14 protein-coding genes are annotated in these 12,058 nt (G+C 64.2%); 13 read left to right on the plus strand and 1 reads right to left on the minus strand.

Annotated elements, in window-relative coordinates; all coding sequences use genetic code 11:
* Window positions 1-37: 37 nt before the first annotated feature.
* The 12 genes from gyrB (at window position 38) to ACJ7C5_RS11685 (ending at window position 11,260) form a co-directional block, all read left to right on the plus strand.
* Window positions 38-2,497 carry a DNA topoisomerase (ATP-hydrolyzing) subunit B gene (gene gyrB / locus ACJ7C5_RS11630; RefSeq protein ID WP_094001764.1) on the plus strand — a complete coding sequence of 820 codons (2,460 nt, stop codon included), beginning with the start codon at window positions 38-40 and terminating at the stop codon, window positions 2,495-2,497.
* Window positions 2,498-2,564: 67 nt separating this feature from the next.
* The gene (locus tag ACJ7C5_RS11635) at window positions 2,565-3,410 is read left to right on the plus strand and encodes a CPBP family intramembrane glutamic endopeptidase (RefSeq protein WP_412703967.1); all 846 of its coding nucleotides are present in this window, start codon (window positions 2,565-2,567) and stop codon (window positions 3,408-3,410) included.
* Window positions 3,411-3,481: 71 nt separating this feature from the next.
* Window positions 3,482-4,288: a M48 family metallopeptidase gene (locus ACJ7C5_RS11640; RefSeq protein WP_006479406.1), complete on the plus strand. Its 807-nt coding sequence runs from the start codon at window positions 3,482-3,484 to the stop codon at window positions 4,286-4,288.
* Window positions 4,289-4,420: 132 nt separating this feature from the next.
* Complete coding sequence (locus ACJ7C5_RS11645) at window positions 4,421-5,608, plus strand: tetratricopeptide repeat protein (RefSeq protein WP_049447424.1); 1,188 nt, start codon at window positions 4,421-4,423, stop codon at window positions 5,606-5,608.
* 128 nt (window positions 5,609-5,736) lie between these two features.
* On the plus strand, window positions 5,737-6,420 hold the full coding sequence (locus ACJ7C5_RS11650; RefSeq protein WP_412703968.1) for an energy transducer TonB: 684 nt from the start codon (window positions 5,737-5,739) through the stop codon (window positions 6,418-6,420).
* 94 nt (window positions 6,421-6,514) lie between these two features.
* Window positions 6,515-7,276 carry a TonB-system energizer ExbB gene (gene exbB / locus ACJ7C5_RS11655; protein WP_005411738.1) on the plus strand — a complete coding sequence of 254 codons (762 nt, stop codon included), beginning with the start codon at window positions 6,515-6,517 and terminating at the stop codon, window positions 7,274-7,276.
* Window positions 7,277-7,371: 95 nt separating this feature from the next.
* A complete protein-coding gene (locus ACJ7C5_RS11660) occupies window positions 7,372-7,764 on the plus strand; it encodes an ExbD/TolR family protein (protein WP_005414972.1) in 393 nt (130 codons plus the stop codon).
* A gap of 3 nt (window positions 7,765-7,767) precedes the next feature.
* Window positions 7,768-8,181, plus strand: a complete 414-nt coding sequence (locus ACJ7C5_RS11665; protein WP_005411740.1) for an ExbD/TolR family protein — start codon at window positions 7,768-7,770, stop codon at window positions 8,179-8,181.
* Between the two features lie 161 nt (window positions 8,182-8,342).
* On the plus strand, window positions 8,343-9,803 hold the full coding sequence (gene cls / locus ACJ7C5_RS11670; RefSeq protein WP_412703969.1) for a cardiolipin synthase: 1,461 nt from the start codon (window positions 8,343-8,345) through the stop codon (window positions 9,801-9,803).
* A gap of 40 nt (window positions 9,804-9,843) precedes the next feature.
* The gene (locus tag ACJ7C5_RS11675) at window positions 9,844-10,113 is read left to right on the plus strand and encodes a hypothetical protein (RefSeq protein ID WP_088022968.1); all 270 of its coding nucleotides are present in this window, start codon (window positions 9,844-9,846) and stop codon (window positions 10,111-10,113) included.
* A 9-nt stretch (window positions 10,114-10,122) separates the two neighbouring features.
* Window positions 10,123-10,866 (plus strand): pyridoxine 5'-phosphate synthase, encoded by a 744-nt coding sequence (locus ACJ7C5_RS11680; protein ID WP_412703970.1) that lies wholly within the window; start codon window positions 10,123-10,125, stop codon window positions 10,864-10,866.
* Window positions 10,867-10,990: 124 nt separating this feature from the next.
* Window positions 10,991-11,260, plus strand: a complete 270-nt coding sequence (locus ACJ7C5_RS11685; RefSeq protein WP_412703971.1) for a hypothetical protein — start codon at window positions 10,991-10,993, stop codon at window positions 11,258-11,260.
* Window positions 11,261-11,398: 138 nt separating this feature from the next.
* Here ACJ7C5_RS11685 and ACJ7C5_RS11690 read toward each other — a convergent pair whose 3' ends face one another.
* Complete coding sequence (locus tag ACJ7C5_RS11690; protein ID WP_049452997.1) at window positions 11,399-11,623, minus strand: helix-turn-helix domain-containing protein; 225 nt, start codon at window positions 11,621-11,623, stop codon at window positions 11,399-11,401.
* 80 nt (window positions 11,624-11,703) lie between these two features.
* Between ACJ7C5_RS11690 and ACJ7C5_RS11695 the strand changes: the two genes are divergently transcribed.
* Window positions 11,704-12,039, plus strand: a complete 336-nt coding sequence (locus tag ACJ7C5_RS11695; RefSeq protein ID WP_412703972.1) for a hypothetical protein — start codon at window positions 11,704-11,706, stop codon at window positions 12,037-12,039.
* The last annotated feature ends 19 nt before the right edge of the window (window positions 12,040-12,058 follow it).

Here is a 12,058-nt window from a genome sequence, read left to right on the forward strand (position 1 = left end):
AAGCGGTGGCCGACCTGCGGAGCCTACGGCAAGCGCAATGAGCGACGAACAGAACACCCCGGCAAACAACGGCAATTACGACGCCAACAGCATTACCGCCCTGGAAGGCCTGGAGGCTGTCCGCAAGCGTCCCGGCATGTACATCGGCGACGTGCATGACGGCACCGGTCTGCACCACATGGTGTTCGAAGTCGTCGACAACTCGATCGACGAAGCGCTGGCCGGCCATGCCGACCATGTTGCGGTGACGATCCACGCCGACGGCTCGGTCTCGGTGTCGGACAACGGCCGCGGCATTCCGACCGGCAAGCACGAGCAGATGAGCGCCAAGCTCGGTCGCGAAGTCTCCGCCGCCGAAGTGGTGATGACCGTCCTGCACGCAGGCGGCAAGTTCGACGACAACAGCTACAAGGTTTCGGGTGGTCTGCACGGCGTCGGCGTCAGCGTGGTCAACGCGTTGTCGCAGAAACTGCTGGTGGACGTGTTCCAGAACGGCTCCCACTACCAGCAGGAATTCAGCAACGGCGCAGCCGTGACCGCACTGGCCAAGCTGGAGGCCACCACCAAGCGTGGCACCACCGTGCGCTTCTGGCCGTCGACCGTCGCCTTCCACGACAACGTGGAGTTCCACTACGACATCCTGGCCCGCCGCCTGCGCGAGCTGTCGTTCCTGAACTCCGGCGTCAAGATCGTCCTTGCCGACGAGCGTGGCGATGGCCGTCGCGATGACTTCCACTACGAAGGCGGCATCCGCAGCTTCGTGGAGCATCTGGCCCAGCTGAAGACCCCGCTGCACCCGAACGTCATCTCGGTCACCGGCGAGCACAACGGCATCGTCGTGGATGTGGCGCTGCAGTGGACCGACTCCTACCAGGAGACGATGTACTGCTTCACCAACAACATTCCGCAGAAGGACGGCGGTACCCACCTGGCCGGTTTCCGCGGTGCGCTGACCCGCGTGCTCAACAACTACATCGAGCAGAACGGCATCGCCAAGCAGGCCAAGATCAACCTGACCGGCGATGACATGCGCGAAGGCATGATCGCGGTGCTGTCGGTGAAGGTGCCGGACCCGAGCTTCTCCAGCCAGACCAAGGAAAAGCTGGTCAGCTCCGACGTGCGTCCGGCGGTGGAAAACGCCTTCGGTGCGCGGCTGGAAGAATTCCTGCAGGAAAACCCGAACGAAGCCAAGGCGATCGCCGGCAAGATCGTCGATGCCGCGCGTGCACGTGAAGCGGCGCGCAAGGCCCGCGACCTGACCCGCCGCAAGGGCGCGCTGGATATCGCCGGCCTGCCGGGCAAGCTGGCGGACTGCCAGGAAAAGGATCCGGCACTGTCCGAACTGTTCATCGTCGAGGGTGACTCGGCAGGTGGCTCGGCCAAGCAGGGCCGCAACCGCAAGAACCAGGCGGTGCTGCCGCTGCGCGGCAAGATCCTCAACGTGGAACGCGCACGCTTCGACCGCATGCTGTCCTCCGACCAGGTCGGTACGCTGATCACCGCGCTGGGCACCGGCATCGGCCGTGACGAGTACAACCCCGACAAGCTGCGTTACCACAAGATCATCATCATGACCGACGCCGACGTCGACGGCGCCCACATCCGCACCCTGCTGCTGACGTTCTTCTACCGTCAGATGCCGGAGCTGATCGAGCGCGGTTACGTCTACATCGGCCTGCCGCCGCTGTACAAGATCAAGCAGGGCAAGCAGGAGCTGTACCTGAAGGACGACCCGGCGCTGGACAGCTACCTGGCCAGCAGCGCAGTGGAAAACGCCGCGCTGGTGCCGGCCACCGGCGAGCCCGGCATCGAAGGCCTCGCGCTGGAGAAGCTGCTGCTGGCCTACGCGGCCGCGCTGGATTCGATCGAGCGCAACGCACATCGCTACGATCGCAACCTGCTTGAAGCGCTGGTCGACTTCGTGCCGATGGACCTGGAAAGCCTGCGCGCTGCCGGCGACGGCGAGGGCCTGGATGCACTGGCCAAGCGCCTCAACCAGGGCAGCCTGGGAAGCCCGCGTTTCACGCTGGAACTGCAGGAAGCCAACGACGAGCGTCCGGCCGCTGTGCTGGTGACCCGTCGCCACATGGGCGAACAGCACATCCAGGTGCTGCCGATGTCGGCCTTCGAAAGCGGCGAACTGCGCGCGATCCACCAGGCCTCCAAGCTGCTGCACGGTCTGGTCCGCGAAGGCGCGACTATTTCCCGCGGTGCCAAGTCGATCGAAGTCGACAGCTTTGCCAAGGCACAGAACTGGCTGCTCGAGGAGGCCAAGCGCGGCCGCCAGATCCAGCGATTCAAGGGCCTGGGTGAAATGAATCCGGAGCAGCTGTGGGACACCACGGTGAATCCGGAAACCCGTCGACTGCTGCAGGTGCGCATCGAAGACGCTGTCGCTGCCGACCAGATCTTCAGCACCCTGATGGGCGATGTCGTCGAACCGCGTCGCGACTTCATCGAAGACAACGCGCTGAAGGTCGCAAACCTGGATATCTGACACAATCGGGACACGGCCGGTGCGCGGGGAGGCGCGCCGGCCTTCGACTCTTGAATACAGGTACCTGATGTCTGCATCCGCCCCGGTTTCCGCCCCGCCCCCGGTTCCGCCGGCTTCTGCCGCGCCGCGTGCCGTTTCGCCGTTGGCGGGGTTCTTCATCGACCTGGGCATCGCCGCTGTGACCCTGTTTGGCCTGAGCCTGATCAGCGGTCTGCTGTGGGGCCTGTACCGTGGCGTGGCGGTGGGTTACGCGAACGCGCAGGCCGGTGCTGGCGCATCCGAGCCCAGTTCGGTAGCGGCGTCACTGGGCCAGCCCGGCGCGCTTGCGCAGATTCTCATGGCGCTGTTTGCCACCGGCGGGGCCGCGCTGCTGCTGTACTTCTGGCGACGGCCGGCCAACGCCGCCGAGCGCCACGCGTCCCGCCAGGCGCTGCGCCGTCCCTCCACCTGGGGCTGGACCCTGCTGGTGGCGACCCTGATCGTGCTCGGCAGCAATGGCATCGCCTTCCTGGCCAAGCAGTTCGGCGTCGAGCCGGTCCCCACCAACCTGGCGCTGATGCAGAGTGCGATCGCGCGCTTTCCCTTGTTCCTGGTGCTGTTCGCGGTGGTACTGGCACCGGCCTACGAGGAGCTGCTGTTCCGCCGCGTGCTGTTTGGCCGCCTGTGGAAGGCGGGGCGCCCGTGGCTGGGCGTGGTACTGAGCAGCCTTGCTTTCGCCCTCATCCATGAAATCCCTGGCACCAGTGCCAATGGCCCGGCCGAAATCGCGCAGTTGTGGTTGGTCTATGGCGGCATGGGCGCCGCGTTCTGCTGGCTCTACCAGCGCACCGGTACGCTGTGGGCGGCGATCACCGCGCATGGGCTGAACAACGCCGTCGCGCTTGCCGCGATGGTGTTCCTGGGGTCAACGTAACGCCGTGTCCGCTTGACGAAAGATTAAGCCGCTACGCTACACACTGCGCACATGAACACGGGGGAGCTTCCATGAAACAACTGCTGCTGGCCCTTGTCATCACCACCCTGGTCAGCGCCTGCGCGACCACGACGTCCCCGACCGGGCGTCGGCAGATGGTGGGCGGCGTATCACAGGCGCAGCTGGACCAGCTGGGAGCGCAGGCGTTCGCCGAAACCAAGCAGAAGGAAAAGATCAGCACCGACGGCCGCCAGAACGGCTACGTGCAATGCGTGGTCAACGCGCTGGTCGCGCAGCTGCCTGCTCAGTACCGTGGCGTACGGTGGGAGACCGCGGTGTTCGTCGACAAGGAGCCCAACGCCTTCGCCCTGCCCGGCGGCAAGGTCGGCGTGAACACCGGCATCTTCACCGTCGCCAAGAACCAGGACCAGCTGGCTGCCGTAATCGGCCATGAAATCGGCCACGTCATCGCCCGTCACCACGAAGAGCGCATCACCCGTCAGATGGGCGCGCAGACTGGCCTGGCCGTGCTCGGCGCGCTCGCCGGTGCCGCTTACGGCGAGGGGGCGGCCAGCACCGTGAACCAGCTTGGCGGGATGGGCGCGCAGACCGCCTTCCTGCTGCCCGGCTCGCGTACCCAGGAGAGCGAGGCCGACGTGATCGGCCAGCGACTGATGGCCCAGGCCGGTTTCAACCCGGCACAGGCGGTCGATCTGTGGCAGAACATGATGGCGGCCAGTGGCGGTCGCAGCCCACAATGGCTGTCCACGCACCCCGACCCAGCCAACCGGATCCAGGAACTGCGACGCGATGCACCGGCTCTGACGCCGGTCTATCAGCAGGCGCAGGCGGCCGGACTGCGGCCAAAGTGCGGATGAGTGCGCAGTTTCATGCTGTATTGCAGCACATAAAACGATTTCTCACGCCATCTGTTTCTGATACGTTTGGCGGCTCAGATTTTTCTGACAGTCCGACTTTGCCGCTAACCGGCGGTTCGATCGAGGTGAACGATGATTTTCCGTAACCACAAAGCTGTGCTTTCCGTCCTCGTCGCGACCGCCCTGACCGGCGCCGTGGTCACCGATGCCTTCGCGCAGTCCTCGCGCTCCTCCGAGCGCGGCAACCGCGGCGGCAAGCAGGCCAAGGCCGAGGTGCTGTACCCGAACGCGACCCGCCAGGAGCCGACGGTCAAGGCTTCGGCCAAGCTGGGCAGCAAGCTGCAGAAAATGATCGACAGCTACAACAAGGAAAAGTTCCCGGAGACCCGCACCCAGGCCGACGCCATCCTGGCTGACAGCGCCGCGAACGAGTACGACAAGTCGCTGGCTGCGCAGCTGGCCTCGCAGGCCGCCTACCAGACCGACGACACCGCAGCGGCGATCGCCTACCTGAAGCAGGTCCTGCAGTTCAACGGCCTGGACAACAACGGCCACTTCCAGTCGATGCTGATGCTGGGCCAGCTGGAGCTGCAGGAAGACAAGACCGCCGAAGGCCTGGCCACCCTCGACAAGTACTTCGCCGAGAGCAAGTCGACCAAGCCGGAAGAGCTGATCGCCAAGGGCCAGGCGCTGTACCAGCTGGAGCGCTACCAGGAAGCGATCCCGGTGCTGAAGCAGGCCATCGCCGGTTCGACCGAACCGAAGGACAACTGGAACCAGCTGCTGATGGCGGCCCTGTCCGAAGCCGGCCAGTCCGGTGAAGCGGTCAAGGAAGCCGAGGCCCTGGCTGCCAAGAACCCGAACGACAAGAAGGCCCAGCTGAACCTGGCCAGCATGTACATGCAGGCCGACCAGATGGACAAGGCGGCTGCGGTGATGGACAAGCTGCGCAGCAGCGGCCAGCTCACCGAAGAGCGCGAGTACAAGCAGCTGTACTCGATCTATGCCAACACCGAACACAAGGAAAAGGACGTCATCGCGGTCATCAACGAAGGGTTGCAGAAGGGCATCCTGAAGCCGGACTACCAGGTCTACCTGGCGCTGGCCCAGTCCTACTACTACTCCGACCAGGTGCCGCAGGCGATCGATGCGTGGCAGAAGGCTGCCCCGCTGTCCAAGGACGGTGAGACCTACCTGAACCTGGCACGCGTCCTGCATGCCGAAGGTCGCATCCCGGAGGCCAAGCAGGCCGCCCAGCAGGCGCTGGCGAAGGGTGTGAAGAACCAGGCTGATGCCAAAAAAATCATCAACCTGAAGTAAGTAGGAATAACGCCTGAATGCCTGCTCAGTTGATGCGCAGGCGCTCAGGATTGGTATAAGCTTGGAGGTTCCTGCGGTGTCATGCACCGCTGATCAGGGATTCCGCCCCCGGCATCCCGGCCCCACTATTGAGCTCTTGGCGCATGACGGAACAACTAGTCGTTCACCGGTACGAACAACCCGATGACAAGGGGCTGAGCTGGCCTCGCATCGTCGGCATCGCGTTTGTAATTGCCCTGCATCTGGCCGCCTTCATGATGCTCCTCATTCCCGCCGTGGCTCCCAAGGCCGTTGCGGAGAAGGAGCGCAACGTCATGGTGACCATCGTCGATGCACCGCCGCCGCCGCCCCCGCCGCCGCCGCCGCCGCCGCCGACCGATACTCCGCCGCCGCCGGTGAAGAATCTGTCGCCGCCGAAGCCGTCGCCGGTCCCGCCGCCGCCGCAGGCGCCGGTCGTGGACGTGCCGGAACCGCGTCCGAACGATATCGTCACGCCGCCGTCGCCCCCTGCGCCGCCGGCACCTGCGACCTCGATCGAGGCCAGCGTGGACATCTCGTCGAAGGCCATGAATCCGCCGCGCTACCCGCCGGCAGCCTTCCGCGCTGGTATCCAGGGCGAAGTGATCCTGATCATTGATGTCGATGCCAGCGGCAACGTCACCAATGTCACGGTGGAAAAGTCCAGCCGTAACCGCGACCTGGACCGTGCTGCGATGGAAGCAGCTCGCAAGTGGCGCTTCAACGCCGCTGAATCTGGCGGTAAGAAGGCGGCAGGTCGCGTTCGCGTCCCGGTCAACTTTGCGCTGAACTGATGCGTCCGGGTGGCCGCCTGGCCACCCCCGCTCCCGGTTCGATTGTTTAGCTTAGCTACACCCTTTATCACCACACACAACAAAGGTAAGCGTCATGCTGCAGGAAATTTTCATCGCCGCTGCTGCCGGGGGCAATCCGTCCAACGCCCTGTCGCAGATGGGCTTCGAGCACCTGATCCACGAAATGACCACCAAGCCGGGTGATTTCGCGGTTTCCTGGGTCGTGCTGCTGACCCTGATCGCCATGTCGGCCATGTCCTGGTACTGGACCGTCATCAACATCTTCCGTGCTACCCGCCTGAAGAGCGCCGCTGATCGCGTCGTCAGCCTGTTCTGGGACACCCCGAACGCGCAGGACGCCATCCGTGCGATGGAAGAGCAGCCGGCTTCCGAGCCGTTCTCGAAGATCGCCCTGGACGCTGCCCAGGCAGCTGCCCACCACCAGCGCGCTGAAGGCGGTGCTACCGGCGGCGTCGGTGAGAACCTGAGCCGTTCGGAGTTCGTCGACCGCGCTCTGCGTCAGGCCGTCACCCGCGAAAGCAACAAGCTGCAGTCGGGCATGACCCTGCTGGCCACCGTCGGTGCAACCGCTCCGTTCGTCGGTCTGCTGGGTACCGTGTGGGGCATCTACGGCGCGCTGATCAAGATCGGTGCCACCGGCTCCGCTTCGATCGACGCCGTTGCCGGCCCGGTGGGTGAAGCGCTGATCATGACCGCGATCGGTCTGTTCGTCGCGATCCCGGCCGTGTTCGCCTTCAACTTCTTCAGCAAGATCAACAGCGCGACCATCAGCAAGTTCGATACCTTCGCGCACGACCTGCACGACTTCTTCGCCACCGGCTCGCGCGTCCGCTAATTGCGGCGCGCGTCACCCAGCGACGAACGTAAGTAGTCACCAAGATCTAGACGGAGCCCGTTATGGCTTTCAGTAGTGGTAACAGCGGCGGCCCCATGGCCGACATCAACGTTACGCCCCTCGTGGACGTGATGCTGGTGCTGCTGATCATCTTCATCATCACGGCGCCCCTGATGTCCCACAAGGTCAAGGTGGATCTGCCGGAAGCCAACCTGATCCAGAAGCCGGAAGACGCTGAAAAGCGTTCCGGACCGATCACCCTGGCAGTCAAGGAAGACGGCTCGATCTACTGGAACGACGAAGAAATCAACAAGCAGACTCTCGAGTCGCGCTTGGCGACCGCCGCCCAGCAGACCCCGCAGCCGCCGCTGAACCTGCGTGGTGACCGCACCACCAAGATGCGCGTCATCAACGACCTGACCAAGGTCGCGCAGGAGCAGGGCATGCTGGACGTCGGCTTCGTCGCGACCAAAGAAAAGGGGCAATAAGCCATGGCATTCAGTAGTGGTGGTGGCAAGGGCCCCATGGCAGACATCAACGTCACGCCCCTCGTGGACGTGATGCTGGTTCTGCTGATCATCTTCATCGTGACCGCGCCGATCATGACGTACCCGATCGCCGTGGACCTGCCGCAGCGCGTGCTCAACCCACCGCCGCAGCTGGTCGAACCGCCGCCGCCGATCGAACTGAAGATCGACGCCAGCAACCAGGTCTCGTGGAACAACAGCCCGATCAATACGAGCGAGCTGCAGCAGCGGATGGAGCAGGAGGTCCAGCGTGACCCGACCAACCAGCCGGAACTGCGCATCGACGCCAGCCCGGATTCCGAGTACGACGTGATGGCCAAGGTTCTGGCCGCCGCGAAGAATGCTCAGATGAAGAAGATCGGTTTTGTGCAGCAGTAAACGCTACACCGCAACACAACAGTCATGACGCGACTGCAGACGCCCCTGGAAACAGGGGCGTCTTTTTTTGTGTCCGAGGGGTCCCATCGGGGTCAGATCCCTTTTCCTGCGGAAAAGGGATCTGACCCCAACAGGGAGCACGCGCCCGCTATGATCGGCGGATGCTCGCCCTCTTCGACTCCCTACGCCATTGGCTCGACGGCATCGCCCACCTCGGCACGATCCTGGCGGTGGCCTACCTGCTGTACCTGTTCGCGCTGGCGGGCTGGATCATGCTGCAGAAGCGCGAGCCGGTGGCCACGCTGAGCTGGATCCTGTCGCTGGCACTGCTGCCCTATCTCGGGCTCTTCATCTACTACCTGCTGGGGCCGCAGAAGGTGAAGCGGCAACGGCTGCGTCGAGGCCGTGCACGCTCGGGCATGGAGCACTACAGCGATGTCTGCCCGCCCGATGCCGACTGCACCGAGCTGGCCAAGATCGCCCAGGCCACGACAGGACTGGCGCCGAGCAGCGCCACCGAAGTGACCTGGCTGGTGGACGGCGCGGCGACCTACGCGGCCTTGCTGGAAGCTGTCGCGCAGGCGCGCGACCACGTGCATCTGGAGTACTACATCTTCAACCCGGACCACGCCGGCACCGCCTTGCGCGACGCGTTGGTGGAACGTGCGCGGGCCGGCGTGCAGGTGCGCCTGCTGCTCGACGCGGTGGGATCTTCGGCCCTGCCCCGCCGCTTCCTGCAGCCGCTGCTCGACGCCGGTGGCGAAGCGATCTGGTTCCACCCACGGCAGCTGCTGAAGCCCTTCAAGCGCCCCTGGTTGAACCTGCGCACGCATCGCAAGCTGGTGATCATCGATGGCCGCCTGGCGTTCACTGGTGGCATCAACATCACCGACGACGAGGATGAGAGCCGTAGGGCGGATGCCTATCGGGACCTGCACATGCGCATCCGCGGCCACGTGGTACGCAGCCTGCAGCTGGTGTTCGCCGAAGACTGGCTGTACGCCAGTGGACAGGATCCCTCGCGGATGGACATCGCTCGTCTATGGCCGGCCGACATGCCGCTACGCGGCGATGGCGCGATCAACGCGCAGGTACTGGTCTCCGGCCCGGACTCGGGCTGGGAAACCATCCACCGCCTGCACGTGGCAGCCATCCAGGAAGCACACGAGCGCGTGTGGCTGGTCACGCCCTACTTCGTGCCCGGCGAAGCGGCACGGATGGCCCTGACCTCGGCCGCGCTGGGCGGCCTGGACGTGCGCCTGCTGGTGCCGAAGATGAGCGACTCCTGGTTCGTCACCCAGGCCGCACGCTCCTACTTCGATGAGCTGCTGCACGCCGGCGTGAAGATCTACGAGTACGGCCCGCGCATGCTGCATACCAAGGCCTTCATCGCCGATGACGATGTCTGCATCGTCGGCAGCGCCAACTTCGACCACCGCAGCTTCCGGCTGAACTTCGAGCTGTCGATGATGATCAGCGACCGTGACCGCGTCGCCGCGCTGGCCGAACTGCTGCAGGGCGAATTCGACCGTTCCACGCGGGTGCACGACCAGGCCGGCCGCTCGTTGTGGCTGCACCGCCTGCCCGAGGCCTTCGCCCGGCTGGCCTCGCCGCTGCTCTGACGCAGCGCTACACTGCGGCGATCATCCGGGGAGCCCGACTATGTACTGGTTGTACCTGCTGCTGGCGCTGGGCTGCTTTGCCTTCGCCCTGAAGACGCCCAGCGCCGGGCTGATGAGCTTGTGCCTGCTGGCCGCCCTCGCCTTCCTGCTGGCCTGGGTGCGCGGCCGCTACGTGGCCCGCTTCGGTGACCTGCAGCGCGATCCCGCCACCCTGGTCGATGCCGAAGAACTGCGCCGCCTGCGCGAGCAGGCCCAGGCCCGCCGCAACGACGACGCCAACGACCACGATCCGTCCCCTCTTTCCAAGTAGTTCCGTTCCATGACCCAGCTCAGCGTCAACGTCAACAAGATCGCCGTCCTGCGCAATTCGCGCGGCGGTGCCGAACCGGACGTGGTGCGTGCCGCCCAGGCCTGCCTGGATGCCGGTGCGCATGGCATCACCGTGCACCCGCGGCCGGACCGTCGCCACATCACCGCCGAGGACGTGCTGGCCCTGTCCACGCTGACCCGCGCGCGTGGCGTCGAATTCAACATCGAAGGCAACCCGTTTGCGCCGCCGCGCGATGGTTACCCGGGGCTGCTGCCGCTGTGCGAACAGACCCGTCCGGCGCAGGCCACCCTGGTGCCGGATGGCGATGGCCAGATCACCTCGGACCACGGTTTCGACTTGGAGCGCGATGCCGAGCGGTTGCGCCCATTGATCGCCGAACTGAAAGCGATGGGTTGCCGGGTCAGCCTGTTTGTCGACGCGGGCAACCCACTGCTGGAGCAGGCGGCCAAAGTCGGTGCAGATCGTGTCGAGCTGTACACCGGCCCCTACGCCGAAGCGCACGCGGCCGGCGACGCTGCGGCGATGCTGGAACTGTTCGCGACCGCTGCTCGACGAGCGCAGGCGGTGGGACTGGGGGTCAACGCCGGCCACGACTTGTCGCAGGACAACCTGCGCGATTTCCTGGCCAATGTGCCAGAGGTACTGGAGGTGTCGATTGGCCACGCGCTGATCGGCGAGGCGCTGTACGACGGGCTGGATGCCACGGTGCGCGGGTACCTGGCGTTGCTTTGATGCATTGCAGCCGAGCGTAGGCTCGGCTCTACAAGGTCTCTGCATCAACTGTAGAGCCGAGCCCATGCTCGGCTCAGCACCGCCCTGAACCCTTCAGGCGGCCGTCGCAGCCATTGAGACGGCCTTGGCGTACCTTGCCGCAATGGGTATTGCGATCAAGGGCCGAGGTTCCACGTCCCACCTTGCCGGGCGCTTTGAAAGCACCGTCAGCGAGGCGGTGGACGACGGCTGGGCGGTCGACGAGAGCGATGAGTTCCTTGCCCCGCGCCTGCGCACTGAAGTGCGCGCCGAAACCGCGCGCAGCATCATCACCCGCAACAACTCGCCCGACGTCGGCTTCAGTCAATCGGTGAATCCCTACCGCGGTTGCGAGTGCTGTATCAATACCCCCTAATTGTTCATTAGGGAAATTCATATAGATCAGGTACTTAAGGGTGGATTAGTGAACACTTCGTTCGGCAGAGCATGCGCAGCGCCGGCTAACACGCTCGTCTTGGAGGAGTTCGCAAACCTTCGTGATCCGCAAAGAGAGTTAGAGCCCTGCGGCGCGTAGCAGGGCCGACATCGACGTACCCATGCCCTTAGCAACCCGCTCCAAGGTAGCGAGAGTAAGGTTCTTTTCACCACGTTCGATCTTGCTGTAGTACGCGCGGTGCATCTCGATGTGGTCAGCAAAGGCCTCTTGGCTGACACCCAGATCAATACGATGCGCGCGGATCACATCTGCAAGTTTCGCTTGGTTCGTATGCTCGACCATACGAAGCAGCTTGTGGTTCCAGTACTTTAAAGACTACGCCTCTAAAGGTAGTCTACTTATAAGTACTACTCACCTTTCCCATGAACTTTTACCTCGTATGTCCGGAACTGGAGTTCACTCTTGAGCTTCCCTTCTCTCCCATGGGCAGGGAGCAAGTCGCAATGCAGGTGCGTCGAATGCAGGAAGAGGAAGGGCAAGCAAGAGGCTTCGAATACCGCCTGGCAGAAGAGCTGTCAAAGCTCATCCCCCAACTAACGGATTGGGACATCAAGCCTCCCACGGGTGCACAGATGGCATACGCGACTTCGCTCTGCGCACAGTTGGGCATTGCACTGCCTGCAGCAACACGTCGATCGCGGGCATTGATGCAGATCTTTCTGGCGGAAGCCAAAGCGCTCCATGGCCAACGCAGCTGACAAGGCATTACCAGTCAAA

Origin of the sequence: Nocardiopsis yanglingensis, from assembly GCF_045809185.1 — a bacterium.
Classification (GTDB): domain Bacteria; phylum Pseudomonadota; class Gammaproteobacteria; order Xanthomonadales; family Xanthomonadaceae; genus Stenotrophomonas; species Stenotrophomonas yanglingensis.